Below are 16903 nucleotides of genomic sequence, written 5' to 3'. Positions count from 1 at the left end.
TGACAAGCAAAATCACACTGTTGCGGGGTCTTCTTTTTTTTACTTGAGTTTACACGACAGAAAAAGTATATTGTCGAGAACTCTGGTGTAATCGCCCCCTCGTATGAAATTTGCAAAGATATTCTTGCCCTGTTTACTGCTCGCGCTCGTAGCGATTGTCTCTTTGGTGAGCGTCGACAAGCGCCCCGTAAAAGAATACCAGATTGAGGGCATGCACGTTTACGAGATGGCGGCCGCAGACGAAACCAAGCCCGTCATCCTCTACCTCCACGGCGGAGCCTACAGGCAAGGCATTACGCCATCCCACTGGAAGATTCTTTCTGAAATTTCAAAGGCGACTGGCTGCGGTTGGGTCATGCCGGACTACCCTCTTGCGCCAAAGCACACGGTGCACGAAGCCCACACTCTCGTATTAAAGCTCTATAGCGAACTTTTAAAACGTTTCCCCGCCAGCAAAATCATCATCATGGGTGACAGTGCCGGTGGAGGATTTTCGCTTGCGCTCGCCGAAGAAATCCAAGAGCAGTCGCTCCCCTCGCCCATGCACCTCATTTTGATTTCACCGTGGGTCGACATCACTGGCGGCGATGAATCCATTGCGGAATACGACAACTGGCTTCATATTGACGAACTGCATCAATTTGGTCTTTCTTGGGCTAACGGCATGGATGCACACGCACCGATGGTTTCGCCAATCTACGGCAACATGCAGGGGCTCCCGCCCACCGACATTTTCGTCGGCACCTGGGAAGTATTCTACCCCGACATCGTCAATTGCGGTGAAAGAATGAAGGCGGCAGGCGTATCCGTCACGCTCCACGTTGGCGAAGAACTGGGACACGTGTTCCCCCTCTACCCCGCACCCGAAGGCGAAGAAGCCCGCCAAACGATTGCGGACATTGTCAAGAGCAGCACCGAAAGAACGACGGAGCTCTCCCTGACAAGCCTTATGCAATAACTATATTTATTGCATAAACTAAAGAAGGAAAAAACAATGGAAACAGAATCCAAATTACAGCCCAAAGTGCAACCCAAAATACAGCTTCCCAAAAAGAATTACACAAAAGCAATCATTGTCGCGGTCATCGTTGTTATCGCTCTTATTTTGCTCAAGTGCAATATCGGTTACAATAGTGCAACGCAGCTTCTTGTGAAGCAGTCTCCGTTTGGTACCCTCTCCTGCATCGACCACGCCGGTTTTTACTTCAAGGGATTTGCAAGCATCTACTCTTACGACAGAACCAAGGACTTCTACTTCAACTCCTCTACCGATAAGGTAAAAGGCGAAGGCTGGGAAGGCGGCGACGATGACGAAGATGATATCTCCGTTACCTTGTCCCGAAACGCAAACGCCGAAATCAGCGGCTACCTCAAATACCAGCTCCCGACGGACTGCGAAGACCTCGTGAAAATCCACCGCGAACAGCGCTCCGACAAGAAGCTCAAGCATGACCTTGTCCGTAACTCCGTGCTCTCGGCTGTTAGAAAGACCGCACCGCTTTTCACTGCTGAAGAAGCCAAGGTGACAAAGATTGCCGAATTCAGAAGAATCGCCGAAGACCAGCTCACCGAAGGCGAATACCTCACCACAATCGAAGTGCTTACCGAAAAGGCCGGCGAAGACGAATACGATTCCGAAGGCAAAATCATCAAGAAAGCCGAAACGCAAGAATACAAGGTCACAAAGCTGAAACTCGACAAGAACGGCAACCGCATCTTGACAAAACCCTCGGCACTCCGTCTTTACGGCATCAGAGTGGTGCAGTTCGAAATCCAGAACGTTCGCCTCGATCAGAAAGCTCAACAGCAGCTCGACATCGTGAAGGACCGCGAAATGAAGCGCGTCTCTAACGCCACCGCCGCTGAAACCGCAAAGCAGGCCGCCATCACCGCCGAAGCCGAAGGTAAGGCTCGCATCGCCCAGGCCAAGGCCGACCAGGAAGTGGAAAAGATCAAGGCTGTGACGCAGGCCGAAAAGGAACGCGACGTGGCCGTTCTCCAGGCTCAGAAGGAACAAGAAGTCGCCCGTCTCGAAGCTTTGAGAGCACTCGAAGTCGCTAAGAAAATCAAGGCCGAAAAAGAAGCTGAAGCAGCCGCCAACAGAGCTCTCGTCAGCGCCGGTTTGACACCGCAAGAACGCGCCGAATGGGATTACAAGACCAAGGTCGGTGTCGCTGAAGCTCTCGCCAAGTCTGCACATCCGCTCGTCCCGGAAATCATGATGACCGGCGACTCCAAGGGCGGCGCAAGCACTGCCATGGACGCTGTAGGCTTGAACATGCTCATGGGACTTACTGAGAAACTGTCGAAGTAAGCAGATAGTTATTGGTTATTAGTCAATAGTTTAAGACAGGCGGCTTCGCCGCGAAGAATATTACCCCGGCACATTTAAACTGTACCGGGGGTGTTTTTTGAGGGGCTGTTTTTCTGTCTGTTTTTTTGGCTGTTTTTACACAAATGACGACTATTTCACATACAGAATCGTCGGGTTATCCTTATGGATGTCAAAACGCGGCAAATTGATGTTATTTTCCGAGCAAAATGATTGCCAAAGTTCATCCATTCTTGATGTATTGAACGGCTTCGCAATCAAGTGAAACCCGTTTTTCGTCTGGATTTCTACAATATCATTTGCCGACTGAAAAGGTTCACACTTTTCAATCATTTCACGAACTGCCTGCTTATACGGGACGAATTCAGCATCAATATCGACAATCCAAGTTTTCGATTTACCCGCACCATTTGCACGACCCGCGGCTCGCGCCACCAAATGAAGCGGCGAAGCAAACGTTTCACCGGAGCAAATGTCTTCGGTAATGTGCTTGAAAATGACCATCGAAATATCCTTGAACGTCCGCTTGTTCAAGCGAATGTAAGCCCGCACATTGAACACTTCGCAAATCGTCTTGATTTCCTTTTCGACATCGTCAAAATGCGCTAACGACGAAATAAAGTAGTCCTTGATAGAGCGACTATGCATATTTCCGTGATACGCCGGATCAGGAACACCTCCAATTTTCGGGTCGTCACTTTGTCTGCGGAGCAGTTGTACGTAATAACAGTCGCCAGGATTCTCGAATTTGAGCATCGAACGGATAATCTTGAAGTTATCAACCATTTTTACCTCCTATAGATTTGATGGCGGCACGAATTAAACTTTCTTTGGAGAGGACGCCCCCATTGATTTGCATTTTATGGCAAAAAACGAGAGCATTTTCCACGCGAATATCATCCCACTTTTGCGAAGCAAAATCATCCGCTTCGACAATGGCGACAGGCATTTCATTTTCAAGACACTCTGCAACAATAGGGCGATTCAAGATTTCTTCAAAGTCATCACGCGGATGGCCTTCAGCATCCAAAGTCGCTTTGCAATCGGCACAAGCTAGGCGTTGCAACCGCCAAAACAACGGATGTTTGACCAACTGCCAAATATCGTACTTAGAACGCATCACTTTTAAATCCAATGCCTTCATGTGATTTCGAATGAGCCAAAGAACCTGTTCACGAATTTCGCGGTCAAAACTCATTTTCGCAAGCCAGCCAAAAGCAATGTTCGCCCCATCAATCTCATGCCCGTGCATATTCTTGCCATTGTTGCGTTCTAGTGCATTTTTCTTCCCCACATCGTGAAGCAACACAGCCAACACGTCAATCCAATCGTGTTCTTCGGCTACGACATTCTGAATCACGAGTTTCGTATGTTCCCAAACATCGCCTTCGCAATGGAAATTCTTATGTTCGCAACCGACCATGTAACAATCGATAAAGTCAAAAAATTCGTCCTTACGCGATTCAATTTCTGCAATGGGATTAGACGAGGAGAGGATATTTTCTATTTGGTGAAAAATTGTCTGCATAACAATTCCTTTACAAACCAATACAAACTGGTACAACGTTTATTTTCAAAATTGAGTAATCAATTCCTCTCATATTCATAACATTAGACACATCGATAAAATTCAAGCTGCAATCAGGTCCATTTTTAACAATGGTCCTATTAACAAAGATTTTCTATTCAAGCTAATCGTGAACAATATTTTTTCCGTCATCATTTGCTCCTATTTTTTCTCTTACAATATAGATTCACAGACCGTCAAATTATGACATATGAAATATTTTTCATTAGTCCAAGCGACAATTATGACACAACACTTTATTTTTTCTTGAGAAAAGAGCATTTATGCTCAAAAGCGTTTTAACCATAATTCAAGAGATTACAAATGGATAAAAAGCACCTAGCTGGTGGTTTTCTTTTATACAAAAAAAATCCCAGTCCGGTTGGACTGGGATTTTTTGCAAATTCTCGTGAGAATTAAGCTTCTTCGGAGAGTTCCGGAGCCTTCTTGATCACGTTGCGGCGGCCATAGCGAACCTTGGACGGATCAAAAGTGGTTTCTGTAGCAGCTTCTGCCGGGGCTTCAGCAACCGGAGCGACCGGGGCAGCATCGACAGCCGGAGCGGCCGGAGTTTCAACCGGAATGCGCGGAGCGAGCGGGCGACGAGCTTCGGCGACCGGAGCTTCAGCAGCCGGTGCAACCGGAGCGGCCTGTTCTGCAACAGGAGCTTCAGCGTTAGCTTCACGATGCGGGCGTTCCGGGCGGCGTTCGCGGCGCGGGCCACGTTCCGGACGCTGTTGCTGTTCATTGCGATCACGCGTTGCAGGGGCATGAGCCTGAGCCTGCTGCTGATTGCGGTTGTCCTTATTGTTATTGTTCGGACGTTCCTTGTTCTGGCGATTTTCCTTGTTGTTGCCACCACGCTGAGCCATTTCCTGTGCGCTGATCGGGCGACGGGCGGACGGCTTCAAGTTCATGTCCGGGGTGAGCTTCTTGAAAATCGGGGTACGAAGCATCGTGAGAAGCTTATTAACCTTAACAAGGATAACAATGCACAGAATCACTGCGAGGAGTGAAAGTGCGAGAGCGATTATTTCCATCTGGGCACCTCATAAAGTAAGGGTTGAACCACACGAGCAGGCTGGAAAATAACCTGCAGGCGGGGTGACTGGAATGTGTGGGTTAATTAAAGACCATCTTACTAGCGCCTCCTTGGAGACTTGACGGTCGCAAGGCTTCACGTGGGAAGCAAAAATGGTTTTCGCCGTGGCGACAAACCGGGGCCAGTCACGAGCGCAAATTTAACAAATTTTTCGTGCAGAAAATCGGTTTATTGTAATAAAATGAGAGAAAATTGTATGTTTTTTCGGGCGCATGCGTCCAAAGTTTCTCTTATTTCATGTCCAGAGACTTGAGCGAGTGCTCCACAGCCTTGTTGTGGGCGTTCAATGAATCCAAAGTAGCCTTGAGAACAAGGACTTGACGTGCTAGACGGGCGTTTTCTTCGGTAAGAGTTGCAATTTTGTACTCAGCCTCCTGGTTGGAGCAGCCCGAGAAACCAAACATTGAAATGCAAACTAAAGACGACAAAATAAGGGATTTCTTGAACATATCGCAAAATTAGATTATTTTTTGGGGGAATTATGACAGTCGGACAAAAATGGTTGAAATTTAAACAGGAAGGCTATTGCGGTTCTCTTACGATCCGTAGCCGTTCAGAGCAATCATTCGAAAGCGATACGGGCTATAACGACAAGCATATCCACGAAGCCATCCTTGAAATGGATCCGGAATACACTTACGTAAAAGTCATCCACGAGGGTTACAAAGGCTCGCAGGACATACCTACTATTGAACTTGGGAACGATGCGGAGCAAAATCAGGACACGCTCGACAACGCCATCCTCGATGGGCTTGCCCACTTGCGCATTTTCCGCGAAGCCAATACCGGCGCCATTGTGCAATTCGGCTACAAGCTAGAAGACATTTAATTAACATTTCCTAATGAAAACAGCGTGACAAAAAAACAATTGTAACGCATATAATTTCGTCGAGAGAATAAAAGCGTCGGCCAAGGATGGGGAGGGTGCAGGGAGGGGCCCGTGCGGCCTTCGCAACTCCGAGCTGGGGCCCCGCCCGCATGACGTACTTTTCTAAAGTTATTCTTCAGACTTTTTTAAAGTCATTCAATAAATTCTATTTTTGCAGGTATGAACAATCCTGAGCTTCTTTTGCCTGTCGGTACGCGCGACATGCTGGAATCTGCCATCAACAACGGGGCGGACGCAGTTTACTATGGTGTGCCCCACTGGAACGCACGCGGTCGAACCGAAGATTTTTCATTTGAAGATGTCGAAGAAATGATCCGCTACGCAAGGCTTCGCGGCGTCAAGACGTACCTCGCGATGAACATCCTCATCTTCGAGCGCGAGATTCAGGAATTGCCGGAATTTTTGGAACGTTTGATTGCGCTCAAGCCGGACGCGTTCATCATTCAGGACATCGGGCTTGCAAGGCTCATCAAGGCGATTTGCCCAGAACAGGAAATCCATGCGAGTACACAAATGACGCTCGCAAGTTCCGAAGCCGTGAACCTGGTCAAGGACATCGGATTTTCAAGAGCAGTTTTGGCACGCGAACTTTCGGCTAAGCAGATTGCACAAATCAAGAGCCTCACCGACCTGGAACTGGAAGTTTTCATCCACGGGGCGCTTTGCGTCTCGTACTCGGGCCAGTGCCTCACCAGCGAAAACTTTGGCGGGCGCAGCGCAAACCGCGGACAGTGCGCTCAAAGCTGCCGCCTCCCCTACCGCATTTTCGTCGATGGCAAGGAATGGAAGGATCCGAAAGCGCGTTACTTGTTCAGCACCCGCGACTTGTGCGCCCTCCCAAAATTGGAAGAACTTAGGGAAATCGGCGTGGAATCGCTCAAGGTCGAAGGGCGTTTGAAAAGCCCAGAATATGTGGCCGCCGTTTCGCACGCCTACCGCAAGGCATTAGAAACATTAAGTGAAAATAATACGTCATTGCACTCCGAGCATGACTCTGCGGCTCAGCCATGCCAGTCTGCAAGCAGCCTGTCGCGGCCTTCGCCTTGTACGTCATTGCGAGAAGCCGAAGGCGACGAAGCAATCCATCAAAACGATGCGACTGATTTAGGCCTTACAGCGCAGGACTTGGAGCCGCTCGAAGTGCTTTTCTCCCGCGGGCTCAATACAGGCTGGCTCGATGGCGTAAACCACCAGGAACTCGTCGACGGATCGTTCTCAAACCATCATGGTGAATTTATCGGAACCGTCGTTCAGGTGGAACGCGGCGGCGTGATTGTGGAACTTGAAGACAAGCCTGTTCCGTGCACATTGTTGCCGGGCGACGGGATTTTATTTGAGGAATATAGGGCAGAGCCGGAGCCGCGCCAAACGGGAAGCCGACTGTACAAAGCGACATTCGCCAATCGCGCCGGGAAGTCGCAAGTTCGTCTGGAATTCGGTCGAGAATTCAACTTGCGCAAAGTCAGCTACGGCATGAAGGCATACCGCAATGACTCCCCCGCTCTCGAAAAAGAACTCCACAAGACTTTTACCGACAAAAGTTTCGCCAAGCACATTCCCGTGTGCATGACGCTCAAAGGCAAAATCGGCGAACCGCTCAAGCTCACGATTTCGGAAACACGCACCGCAAACGAGACGCGCGCGGTCACCGTCAACGGTGCCATCCTCGAAGCAGCCCGCAACGAAGTCGCATCCGACGCACTCCAGACCATCGCAAAGAAGGAACTTTCGGCACTTTCTGCTACGGCCTACGTTCTCGACAAGCTAGAAATCAAGCTCCCGCCAAACGCATTCCTCCCCGGCAAAGTTTTGCGTACGCTCCGCCAAGAAGCAGTACAAGCCTTGGACGAAAAACGATTGCAGTGGAAAGAACTTGCACCTTCAGCAAACGCGGGTCGAGAATTTTTGCAGAATGTTTCGGTGAAGGAGATTCCCGCTTCCGCGGGAATGACAAATCCAGCGGAAAAGACGAATCCGGCAGAAAAGCCCCGCCGCATGAACATCACTGTTCTCGTTCGCCGTCCCGAACAAATCGACGCATTGCAAGGTCTCGACATCGACAAAGTCGTCATGGATTTTGACTGGGGTGTGAAATACGACGAACCGCTCGAACGCATCCACAAGCTCGGATTCGAAGCAGGCATCGCCACGCTCCGCATCCACAAACCCGGCGAGAACCATTACATCAAACAAATTCTCACGCTCATGCCGGAATTTGCATTGGTGCGTAACCTCGGTTCGCTCGCGCTCCTCAAGGATTCCGGAATTCCGATGGTCGGCGACTACAGCCTGAACGCCACCAACAGCGCAAGCTACGATTGGCTTTTGGCACAAGGACTTGAAAAATTGCACCCGTCGTGGGACCTCAACAGCACCCAGCTTTTTGACTTACTCAAGAACATCGACGGAAGCAAGCTCGAACTCGCACTGCACCAATACATGCCCGCATTCCACTCGGAATACTGCGCCTTCGCACGTGCCCTCACGACTGGTCGTCGCTTCCCCGAATGCAAAAAGATTTGCACACAGCACAAAGTCGAAATTTTGGACCACAAGGGCGAACGTCACTTCTTGCAATCCGATGCCGAATGCCGCAACACGCTCTTTGTCGGCAAGCCGCAATCCGCCCTCAAGCTTTTGCCAAGGCTCATCGCACAAAACGTGAGCAGCTACCGTTTGGAACTCTTGGATGAAGAGCCCGAATCCGTCCGCCGCAAGATCGACATTTATACGCAAGCCATCCGCGGCAAGCTCGACATCGACACCGCCATTTCAAAAGCAGGCGTCGAAGAAAAGTACGGACTCTCCGAAGGCCAGCTGTTCAACCAAAGCGTCTGGCAAGACCGAAAGAAAGGGTAAAATTACTTAAAAGAACATTAAAACGTAAACACCACAACAAGCGTAAAGAAAACTACGGCAACAGTATTAAGTACTTTAACAACGACTGCGTTAAAATGCTTTTGTCGCAATTCAACTTCCAAGTTCGGAGCGTTTCGTTTATTCCAAAACATCCTGATTAATTCAATTACAAAAACTGCTAATAGCAGCCATAGCATTGGAACTGCAAGAGGCGGGTATAGCCACAGCGCAGTTTCAGCATACCCAAATTTAAAGGTTACTCCAACAGTAGTCGCTACAACAGCAAACAGCAAATACGCAATAAAAAATACGAAGACTCGCAGAGTAAACGGGAAGTTTTTCTTCATTTATTTCTTGTCGCGGATGCGGGCGTAGAGGGTTTCAGCTTTTTCGGTGTCGCCGGCGTTCGAGAAAATGTGGCCGACGTTTTCGGCACCAATGCGGCCCTGAGAATTACCGGCACGCCATGCTTTCATATAACATTCAAACGCTTCGTCGTAGCGCTTTTGCGTGAAATAGATTTGTCCTAAATCAAGATTCAAGTCTGCAATCCCTTTCTTGTGGCGGAGGCCTTCTTCCAGCGTGAAAATAGCCATCCACGGGGATTCATTCTTGACGTACATCTGAGCGAGATAGCGGCGAGCGGAAACGTTTTCGGGATCCATCATGATGCCGTTTTCCATTTCATTGAGTGCGAGCCGCGTAGAATCCATGCTGCGGTAGTAATACGAGAGCGTGTAATGCACGTCGGCGCCAGCAGTCGCTGTCATCTGGAGCGCATTCTTGAGCGTTTTCACGGCATACTCGTAATCGCCAAGCTTTTCATAGACTTCGGCAAGGCCATACCAGGCATCCATGCGGTCCGGATTCAACGCCAAAGCGCGTTCAAAATGCTTTTGGGCAAGCGTCCAGTCGCTGCCTTTCATATAACATTCCGCAAGGGCAAAATGGATGTGGTCCGTTTCCGTCCCGAGTTCAATCGCACGGTTGTAGGCGACAATCGCATCGCTCGGAGATTCGGCGAGGTAATACAAATCGCCAAGGAGCATCCAAGCCTTCACAAAATCCGGGAGCAGTTCGACAGTGCGTTTGTACGCAACCATCGCGACTTCTTTTTTGCCGAGCTGCACTAGAGCATTGCCCAAGTTGAACCATGCAAACGGCTCGTAACGGCCATCGTCAATCGCGGCACGGTAATACTTCACCGATTCCTTGTAACGCCCCTGGTCATAAAGTTCGTTCGCCTTGAAGAAGAAATCATCAGCAGCAAAGCTGTTTAACGGCAACAGTAACAGCAGTAAGAAGTAGACTGTAGGAAGTAGGAAGAGCTTCTTTGCGAAAGAAATAGGAGATTCCCGATCGAGTCGGGAATGACAGCCACACAAAGAGTTCCCAAATTTGTAATTAAAATTACTTAACAAAACGGAACTCCTTTGTAGCTTTTTGCGCTACTGGGAAGCCGCGTAACTGCGCCGGAGAGAACTTCCACTGGCGAATAGCCTTGAGCGCTTCGATATCAAAGCCATAGCCTGCCGGGTCCTGCGTCAGCACCTGAGCCTGCGAAACATCGCCGTTCACATCAATCACAATAAATACTTTCACGTAACCCGAGACGCCCATTTTCTTGGCGCGTTCTGGAAACTTCGGCTGGATTTCACGGAGCACTTGCGCCTGTTCATCCACTTCGCCAGCCTCATAAATCACGTTTTCCATCGTGCCAGCATCGACGGCGACACCATCGCCAGCGGCACCACGGGCAAGCGATAAATCCATCTGAAAATTCTGGCTGCGAGAAACGCCCATGTGCGCCGAAACCTTGAACGTATTCGGAGTTGCCACCGTACGGATGACCTTCTGCTTCACTTCGGGCTTTTTCTCACTCACGAGAACTTCAACTTCGGTCACTTCTTCGAGAACTTTTTCGGACTTCACGCCTTTATCGAAGAACAACACGTTGATGACCGGGATCGCAAGGAAAAATACTGCACCCACAACAAACGAGAGCACAAACGCCACCGGGAATCGGAAATATTTCGCTATAAAGTCAAGCATGGATTTAGACGAGAGACGAGAGACGAGGGACGAGAGATGATTTTTTCATGAAAGAAATTTGCATATGCATAAAGCGGGGCGTTGCGGGGGCGGCGATTGAGCCCCTGCTAGAAGGGGTAGCGAGTAACAAAGTACGAGCGAGGGGAAAGCTTTCCCCATTTCTCTCGTCTCTAGTCTGTAGGAGCGAAGCTCCGTTCTTTCGTCTAACCATCACTCCTCCTTATTCGCGGAAATGGAGACTTTTCTCACCTTCGCCAAATTACATTCATCGAGAATATCAACCACGACTCCGTTGGGGGCGTCACGGTCGCTCACGATAATCACCGGGCGATCCGGAGCTTCAGCCATCATCTGGCGGAGCACGGTCTGCAAAGTCGAGAGGTTCACCTGCGTCTCGTTGATGTGGATGGTCCCCTGACGGGTGACTCCAATCAAAATGCTTTCTTTCGCAAGTTCCTTTGCGGTACTCGCTTTAGGCTTCGTCACATCCACGCCGGTTTCGCGCGTGAACGTCGAAGTCACGATGAAGAAGATCAAAAGGATGAACACCATATCGAGCATCGGAGAGACATCTATGCCTCCACCGCTTCTTGAACGTTTACGGATAAAACTCATTCAACCTCCTTGGCAAAGCAACGTTCTTCGAACTTGAGCGCTTCACCCCAGGCAAAATCACCAATAGAATCCACTCGTCTTTCGAGATAGTTATAAACTAACATCAACGGGAAAGCGACAAGCAAACCCGCCTGCGTCGTGAGGAGCGCTTCGGAAATGCCATCGGCCAAGAGCACCGGGTTTCCAAAGCCAAATTGCTTAATCGTCTCGAACGTATGCACCATGCCAGATACCGTTCCCAGAAGTCCGAGGAGCGGAGCAATCGAGGCACAAGTCACAATCGTCTTGAGCGACTTGGAAAGGCTCACGTCCAGTTCGTGACGCGTCGCAAGCATCGCATTGCGCACAGCCACAGGGCCATCATTGCGGTATTTGCGCACGTTTTCGACCAGAGCCAAGAAGTAGCCAAAGCGACGCTTGCGGAGTTTTGCAAATGCAGCCTCCTCGCCCACCGTGTCCAAGTCCTTGAAGAACTTCGTGGTCGAACGCCCTTTCAGCATAAGGTAATAGCCAAATCGTTCAAACATCAAGAACCAGCCCAGCCACCCAATCAGGAATAGCGGGAGCAACACCCAGCCGCCGCGCAGCAGGATGCTCATGGTCGCTTCGATGACGGAGTATTCGTCCATTACTTTTCCTTAATCCAGATAGCGTTGAGAACGGCAAGGCCCGTCTTTTCCATACGGGTACGGACAGAATCCGAGATGTTCACGAGGAGCGTGTGCAAGAGCTGGAGCGGGATAGCCACGATAAGGCCTGCTTCCGTCGTCACGAGGGCAATGGAAATACCGCCTGCCAAAAGTTTCGGGTCGCTCGTGCCGTGCATAGTAATGACATTGAAAAGTTCAATCATACCCATAACGGTACCCAAAAGGCCGAGGAGCGGAGCAGTCGATGCAAACACGGAAATCCAGCTGAGGCCCATTTCGAGCTTCGGCACTTCGCCTGCGAACAGGACTTCGAGAGACTTTTCGGCACTCGCGCGGTCCTTGAAATTCTTACCAAGCACGGAGCGCAACACCTTGCCCACTTCACCATGAGCACTTTGGGATTCAGCAGTTGCAAGACGGAGGTCGCGATTTGCGAGAGCCTTTACCGCATTGCGGGCTCCACGGCCACCAAAACCAAGCACAAGGAGCCAAACAAGGCGCACGAGGAAGATAATAAGGCCGAGGATAAAGAGCGTTGCAATCGGGTACATCAGAATGCCACCGTTGTGGAAAAATTCAGCAAAGTCTTCTTTCCACGTGGTTTCCTGGTGGTTTGCAAGTTCGCTCGAAAGTTCGGTGCTGAGGAGCACATCGACCGGCACCATCACGAAAGCGGAATCATTAGCGCTAGCAAAAGCCTTCGCCACGTCCTTGCGCGTTTCGGGAGAAAGATTTTCTTGCCAGCTATAGACGCGCTTCTTTTCGCCTGCAACCGGGAGCATCAAAGCCGACGGATGGAAACCGTTAATGTCGGTGACCTTCGCCATCTGCATGGCAAAGAGGCCGCCCAAACGCATGCGGTCGCCTTCGGCAACCGAGCTTCCGAACATGAGGTCCGCCTTTTCGGTGCGAACTTCACGCGTAAACTTCATTTCTTTCTTCGCGACTTCGAGCAACGAGCGGGCAATGCGGAGCGGGTCATCGCGGTAAAGTCCCATCTCTTTCTTGACCTTGTTCTGCGCTTCGATGCGTTCAGCAACCTTGAACGGTACGCCCTGTTCCTGGAACTTGGCAAGCATTTCCAAGCGTTCCGGACCTGCAGCGAGCGAGAGGTATTCGGCACGGGCCTTTTCGGCCTGGAGCTTGACCTGGGCCAAGTCTTCGCGAGCCACACGCACGTCTTCGAGCAAGCGGGTGCGTTCGGACATCAAGGCGTCCACGCGTTCCTTGCCGAGCTGATACTTTTCATTGAAGAGTTCACGTTCCTTGTTGAACGTTTCGCGGTCCTTCCAGCGGGCGGCAACGGCCATGTCGCGCTTGCGGCGGGCTTCTTCGAGGTCGGCCTTCGCGCTGTTGAGTTCGGCGCGCTTCTTGACGGCATCGACTGTCATATTCTGCTGAGCAAGTGTTGCGGTCGGCGTGAGCGCCACGAGGCTTGCGGCAAATACAAATGCGGTAAAATTACGGAAGCTCATTAGTTAGCCTCCTTCGGGAAAGATACTGGGATAGTCACTAGTCTTGGAGCGGTCTTGCCTTCGGCAACCTTCATCACGTCCTTAAGGACTGTGCGCATCGTGAGGTCTTCGGAGACGTTCTTCCAGGAGTAGCCGAGACCGTTACGAGTGAGGAATAAGACATCGTTACCGTCATTGCTGACGAAAATCGAGGCAACAGCGCCGTAGCGCAAATACGTTCCAGCCACGTTGCGAGCATCCACCTGCAAGAAGCCCTTCCAAACTTCGGTGGTGTAACCCAGGCGGATGCGGTCGTAAAAGACTTCCATCGTACGGTTCAGAGCGTCGTCCGTTTCGATCAGGCCCTTGTGCAACATGCTTGCAATTTCCTGGATGTTCTTGACGGCTTCGTCCGTGCGGTACGGGAAATCCGATTCAAAGAACGGCACGAGAGAATCGATGACCGTCGCAAGAGAATCAGCGTACTTCGTCTTGCGGTTTTCGAAATAGCGGATCGAGCCGTTCGTCTTGGAACGGGCCGCTGAAATTTTCTTGAGTTCGACCTTGAGCGAATCAATTTCGGCTTTCAAGGACTTGTTCTGGGCCGAGAGGTTCTGCACCTTTTTGCGACCGACTTCAACGAATTCGGCATGGCGCTTCTTTTCGGCTTCGTGCATAGATTTTTCGCGAGCGGTTTCGGCTTCGACCGTCTTAATTTGGCGACGAACGCTTTCTACCGTTTCTTGGGCAACGGCAAAAACGCCAAAAAGCCCCAGACACAACAATACTTTAGGAAGGAATGAAAATTTCATGTGCATAAAATACAAAGAAGTTAGCCTAAAAAATTTAGAATTTCTACAAAAATAACGTAAAATCGAGATTTTTAGCATAAAATCAATATTTAAAGCTTTAAAAAGCAACGAAAACTTCATGCGGGCGGGGCCCAAGCTCGGAAAAATCTAAAACCCATCCTGGCGCAAGCGCCAACCTTACGGCTCAACCATGACCATACAAGTATGGTCGCGGCACTCGCCTTTAAAGGTTGTGGCCGACGCTTTATTCTCTCAACGACTTCCTATTATCTTTTTTTTGAATAATAATCCCGCTTTCACAGAATAAAAAGCTACTTAATCGCCATTCAGCAGTCGTTTCATGTCAGCGGGGTATGCGTGGCTTTCAAAAACGCGCGGTTCCTTCCAGTAAGGGAGTTGCAGTTCAACCTTGTACGCAAAGAGCATCTGGTTTCGTGCCCCAAGCACCTTCAAATCCTCCTCAGTGAGTTCTCCACCCTGCGCGAGCTTCTGGTAAAATTCACCATCGCGGTAATACAGGCGGTCCCCTACAATCGGGTAACCCATTTCAGCTAGGTGCGCACGAATTTGGTGTTTACGCCCCGTAATGAGCTCCGCCTCGACAAGCGATAGTTCCGGAGCAATTTCAGGGCAATCCAAATGGCGCACGAGCTTAAAGCGCGTAAAGCATTCCTTGCCATCAACACGGTGGTGCATGCGCAAGCGAATCGGGTCTTCCGGGTCTTCGCGCAAAGGCATTTTGCATTCGATTTCGCCTTCAGGGAACTTTCCACGCACAACCGCAAGGTAGAACTTGCGGAGCAAAATGCGGTCTAGATTCTTCTGGAAACGAGCCGCCGTTTCGCCATACCTTGCAAACAAGATAAGTCCACCCGTATCGCGGTCTAGGCGGTGCATCGGTGTTGCCGTCTCAGAATCAAATTCGCGACGGATAATCGCTGCAAACGTGTTGTAGAAAATGCGACCCGTATGGTGTACAGGCACGCCAGCCGGCTTGGCAACTAGAATAAATTCATCATCTTCAAAGACCGTTTCAAAATCAGTCGGGACTTCTGGCTCGCTGTAATTTTCGACATGGTACACAACCTTGTCGCCGCGATGCGCAATCGTATCCACGTTCGCTACAGCCCCGTTAATCGTCACAAGTCCACGCGACAAGCGGTCAATCCAGTCTTCGCGGCTGTGATAGGTGAAGCGGTCGCTGAGGGAATCGAGCAAAAGGCGACCCTCGTATTCCGGGCGCACTTCGCTCTCAAAGAACATATCTGACGGAGCCTTGCCCATTTTATTCCCTGTACAAATCGTGCTTGATAATGTAATCGTAAACAGACTGTTCCAAACCCTGCGGGCACACCCCCCGATTCAGCAAAAGCGACCTGCGGATGGCGGTACTTGAATAAACGCCGTTAAAGCCCTGTTCCGGACCAAGCCAGTAAAGCGGAGCGTAGCCGTTGCGTTTATGTTGTTCCATATCCGGCTGTGGATAACCATTGCGGGCAAAGACAATCAATTCAATATCGCGGAGCAGCAAATGGCCGTTGTAGTTCGTGCCGTAAAAATTCAAGGGGTCACGCCAATGCGGAATGCCTTCGTAAGTATCGGCCCCCGTGAGCAAACGGAAATTGATTTCCGGGAATTTTTCCTTGAGGCTCATCAAGAACACGTACGAGCCGCGATAATCGCCCTGCTGGATTTCCAAATCAGAAAGGAATAAGCGCTTATCGCCCGAAAATGCAAGTTTGAGCATCGCAAAGCGGTCTTCTGGCGAAGCGTTCAGTTGCTTATCCCAACGGTCGGGACTCGGCATAAACCAGACTTCATCACAGAAACCGCGGTCCAAACAAGTTCGCGCCACACGCATGTGGTCTTTATGGACCGGATCAAAAGCACCACCCAAAACAGCAACATTCTTCATTACGCAACTCATAAATAATTACAAATTAATAGACAAACACGGAGAATCCGAGATTCATCTGCCAACGGCCACCCGAGACATCCTTATCGATGAACGGGTCATAGTGTTCTAGCACCCAGTGATAACCGATATCCAATGTCAGGAACGTTCTTGAGAATACAATCCAAAACGTTCCAAAACCAGCGCTCCATTCATTCCATGCGACATCGCCTTTTTCACTCAAAGCGCTCACTCGAGAATAAGAACCTTTCACAAAAAATTCACTGAGGAGATGCACGCCCAAGTCAACGCTAAAATCAGAGCTTTCAACTTCGCTCTTATAGCCATCATCATCCTTTTCTTCGTAGCTCGAAAAACCGTAACCCAAGCGAACAAAGGCAAGGCCAGGCATCCAAGCGCCAATCATCGGCTTGATTTGGCAAATGCCAACGCCGTGACCATCACCCACGCCCGCACCAGCGCCAAGTCCAAATGAACCACCCAAAATAAGTGGCCAGCGCATGCTTGTCCCCGCACCAGCGGGAACCGTAGAGCTAAGTGGATTAAAAGCAGTTGCTCCACCAGAATTCAACTGAGCAAACGAAGTGGAAGCACCACTAAAAACAAGCGAAACCGCAAGGATTATACTTTTAGCAAAACGCATCGTCATTTTCATA

General features: G+C 50.1%; 18 protein-coding genes. 4 read left to right on the top strand and 14 right to left on the bottom strand.

Annotated features, from left to right (window positions below):
* Nucleotides 1–103 precede the first annotated feature (103 nt).
* Nucleotides 104–958, top strand: a complete 855-nt coding sequence (locus B3A20_RS03490; protein WP_290761876.1) for an alpha/beta hydrolase — start codon at nucleotides 104–106, stop codon at nucleotides 956–958.
* A 36-nt stretch (nucleotides 959–994) separates the two neighbouring features.
* On the top strand, nucleotides 995–2314 hold the full coding sequence (locus tag B3A20_RS03485; RefSeq protein ID WP_073424490.1) for an SPFH domain-containing protein: 1320 nt from the start codon (nucleotides 995–997) through the stop codon (nucleotides 2312–2314).
* Nucleotides 2315–2464: 150 nt separating this feature from the next.
* Here the strand turns inward: B3A20_RS03485 and B3A20_RS03480 are convergent, their stop codons facing one another.
* The 4 genes from B3A20_RS03480 to B3A20_RS03465 form a co-directional block, all read right to left on the bottom strand.
* Nucleotides 2465–3118, bottom strand: a complete 654-nt coding sequence (locus B3A20_RS03480; protein ID WP_290761872.1) for a hypothetical protein — start codon at nucleotides 3116–3118, stop codon at nucleotides 2465–2467.
* Nucleotides 3111–3860 carry an HD domain-containing protein gene (locus B3A20_RS03475; RefSeq protein ID WP_290761870.1) on the bottom strand — a complete coding sequence of 250 codons (750 nt, stop codon included), beginning with the start codon at nucleotides 3858–3860 and terminating at the stop codon, nucleotides 3111–3113. The genes B3A20_RS03480 and B3A20_RS03475 overlap by 8 nt, the downstream gene beginning before the upstream one ends.
* 455 nt (nucleotides 3861–4315) lie before the next feature.
* Nucleotides 4316–4939 (bottom strand): hypothetical protein, encoded by a 624-nt coding sequence (locus B3A20_RS03470; RefSeq protein WP_290761868.1) that lies wholly within the window; start codon nucleotides 4937–4939, stop codon nucleotides 4316–4318.
* 292 nt (nucleotides 4940–5231) lie between these two features.
* Nucleotides 5232–5450, bottom strand: a complete 219-nt coding sequence (locus B3A20_RS03465; protein WP_290761866.1) for a hypothetical protein — start codon at nucleotides 5448–5450, stop codon at nucleotides 5232–5234.
* Between the two features lie 53 nt (nucleotides 5451–5503).
* Between B3A20_RS03465 and B3A20_RS03460 the strand changes: the two genes are divergently transcribed.
* Together B3A20_RS03460 and B3A20_RS03455 are read left to right on the top strand one after the other, a co-directional pair.
* Nucleotides 5504–5830 carry a hypothetical protein gene (locus B3A20_RS03460; RefSeq protein WP_290761864.1) on the top strand — a complete coding sequence of 109 codons (327 nt, stop codon included), beginning with the start codon at nucleotides 5504–5506 and terminating at the stop codon, nucleotides 5828–5830.
* A 219-nt stretch (nucleotides 5831–6049) separates the two neighbouring features.
* A complete protein-coding gene (locus tag B3A20_RS03455; protein ID WP_290761862.1) occupies nucleotides 6050–8749 on the top strand; it encodes a U32 family peptidase in 2700 nt (899 codons plus the stop codon).
* A gap of 17 nt (nucleotides 8750–8766) precedes the next feature.
* Here B3A20_RS03455 and B3A20_RS03450 read toward each other — a convergent pair whose 3' ends face one another.
* From B3A20_RS03450 to B3A20_RS03405, 10 genes are all read right to left on the bottom strand, one after another.
* Nucleotides 8767–9096 (bottom strand): hypothetical protein, encoded by a 330-nt coding sequence (locus tag B3A20_RS03450; protein WP_290761859.1) that lies wholly within the window; start codon nucleotides 9094–9096, stop codon nucleotides 8767–8769.
* Nucleotides 9097–10035 (bottom strand): tetratricopeptide repeat protein, encoded by a 939-nt coding sequence (locus B3A20_RS03445; RefSeq protein WP_290761856.1) that lies wholly within the window; start codon nucleotides 10033–10035, stop codon nucleotides 9097–9099.
* A gap of 124 nt (nucleotides 10036–10159) precedes the next feature.
* Complete coding sequence (locus B3A20_RS03440) at nucleotides 10160–10801, bottom strand: energy transducer TonB (RefSeq protein WP_290761854.1); 642 nt, start codon at nucleotides 10799–10801, stop codon at nucleotides 10160–10162.
* 210 nt (nucleotides 10802–11011) lie between these two features.
* Nucleotides 11012–11416: an ExbD/TolR family protein gene (locus B3A20_RS03435; RefSeq protein WP_012819885.1), complete on the bottom strand. Its 405-nt coding sequence runs from the start codon at nucleotides 11414–11416 to the stop codon at nucleotides 11012–11014.
* On the bottom strand, nucleotides 11413–12045 hold the full coding sequence (locus B3A20_RS03430; RefSeq protein WP_290761849.1) for a MotA/TolQ/ExbB proton channel family protein: 633 nt from the start codon (nucleotides 12043–12045) through the stop codon (nucleotides 11413–11415). Before B3A20_RS03430 ends, B3A20_RS03435 begins: the two co-directional genes overlap by 4 nt.
* Nucleotides 12045–13541, bottom strand: coding sequence for a MotA/TolQ/ExbB proton channel family protein (locus tag B3A20_RS03425; protein WP_290761847.1), 1497 nt, complete (start codon nucleotides 13539–13541; stop codon nucleotides 12045–12047). The genes B3A20_RS03430 and B3A20_RS03425 overlap by 1 nt, the downstream gene beginning before the upstream one ends.
* On the bottom strand, nucleotides 13541–14332 hold the full coding sequence (locus B3A20_RS03420; RefSeq protein WP_290761844.1) for a DUF3450 family protein: 792 nt from the start codon (nucleotides 14330–14332) through the stop codon (nucleotides 13541–13543). The genes B3A20_RS03425 and B3A20_RS03420 overlap by 1 nt, the downstream gene beginning before the upstream one ends.
* Before the next feature lie 315 nt (nucleotides 14333–14647).
* Nucleotides 14648–15616, bottom strand: a complete 969-nt coding sequence (locus B3A20_RS03415) for an RluA family pseudouridine synthase (protein ID WP_290761841.1) — start codon at nucleotides 15614–15616, stop codon at nucleotides 14648–14650.
* Nucleotide 15617: 1 nt separating this feature from the next.
* Entirely contained in the window at nucleotides 15618–16247 is a 630-nt protein-coding gene (locus B3A20_RS03410) for a nicotinate-nicotinamide nucleotide adenylyltransferase (RefSeq protein ID WP_290761838.1), read from the bottom strand.
* A 25-nt stretch (nucleotides 16248–16272) separates the two neighbouring features.
* The gene (locus tag B3A20_RS03405) at nucleotides 16273–16902 is read right to left on the bottom strand and encodes a hypothetical protein (RefSeq protein WP_290761835.1); all 630 of its coding nucleotides are present in this window, start codon (nucleotides 16900–16902) and stop codon (nucleotides 16273–16275) included.
* Between the last annotated feature and the right edge of the window lies 1 nt (nucleotide 16903).

Origin of the sequence: Fibrobacter sp. UBA4297 (assembly GCF_002394865.1) — a bacterium.
GTDB lineage: Bacteria > Fibrobacterota > Fibrobacteria > Fibrobacterales > Fibrobacteraceae > Fibrobacter.
This window is presented reverse-complemented; position numbering and strand designations above follow the sequence as displayed.

Excerpts from the sequence above, each read along its gene's own strand:
- B3A20_RS03440 (WP_290761854.1), bottom strand. The coding sequence starts at position 10,801 with ATGCTTGACTTTATAGCGAAATATTTCCGATTCCCGGTGGCGTTTGTG.
- B3A20_RS03475 (WP_290761870.1), bottom strand. The coding sequence starts at position 3,860 with ATGCAGACAATTTTTCACCAAATAGAAAATATCCTCTCCTCGTCTAAT.
- B3A20_RS03480 (WP_290761872.1), bottom strand. The coding sequence starts at position 3,118 with ATGGTTGATAACTTCAAGATTATCCGTTCGATGCTCAAATTCGAGAAT.
- B3A20_RS03485 (WP_073424490.1), top strand. The coding sequence starts at position 995 with ATGGAAACAGAATCCAAATTACAGCCCAAAGTGCAACCCAAAATACAG.
- B3A20_RS03405 (WP_290761835.1), bottom strand. The coding sequence starts at position 16,902 with ATGAAAATGACGATGCGTTTTGCTAAAAGTATAATCCTTGCGGTTTCG.
- B3A20_RS03470 (WP_290761868.1), bottom strand. The coding sequence starts at position 4,939 with ATGGAAATAATCGCTCTCGCACTTTCACTCCTCGCAGTGATTCTGTGC.
- B3A20_RS03465 (WP_290761866.1), bottom strand. The coding sequence starts at position 5,450 with ATGTTCAAGAAATCCCTTATTTTGTCGTCTTTAGTTTGCATTTCAATG.
- B3A20_RS03490 (WP_290761876.1), top strand. The coding sequence starts at position 104 with ATGAAATTTGCAAAGATATTCTTGCCCTGTTTACTGCTCGCGCTCGTA.
- B3A20_RS03410 (WP_290761838.1), bottom strand. The coding sequence starts at position 16,247 with ATGAAGAATGTTGCTGTTTTGGGTGGTGCTTTTGATCCGGTCCATAAA.
- B3A20_RS03435 (WP_012819885.1), bottom strand. The coding sequence starts at position 11,416 with ATGAGTTTTATCCGTAAACGTTCAAGAAGCGGTGGAGGCATAGATGTC.
- B3A20_RS03455 (WP_290761862.1), top strand. The coding sequence starts at position 6,050 with ATGAACAATCCTGAGCTTCTTTTGCCTGTCGGTACGCGCGACATGCTG.
- B3A20_RS03430 (WP_290761849.1), bottom strand. The coding sequence starts at position 12,045 with ATGGACGAATACTCCGTCATCGAAGCGACCATGAGCATCCTGCTGCGC.
- B3A20_RS03450 (WP_290761859.1), bottom strand. The coding sequence starts at position 9,096 with ATGAAGAAAAACTTCCCGTTTACTCTGCGAGTCTTCGTATTTTTTATT.
- B3A20_RS03420 (WP_290761844.1), bottom strand. The coding sequence starts at position 14,332 with ATGAAATTTTCATTCCTTCCTAAAGTATTGTTGTGTCTGGGGCTTTTT.
- B3A20_RS03415 (WP_290761841.1), bottom strand. The coding sequence starts at position 15,616 with ATGGGCAAGGCTCCGTCAGATATGTTCTTTGAGAGCGAAGTGCGCCCG.
- B3A20_RS03425 (WP_290761847.1), bottom strand. The coding sequence starts at position 13,541 with ATGAGCTTCCGTAATTTTACCGCATTTGTATTTGCCGCAAGCCTCGTG.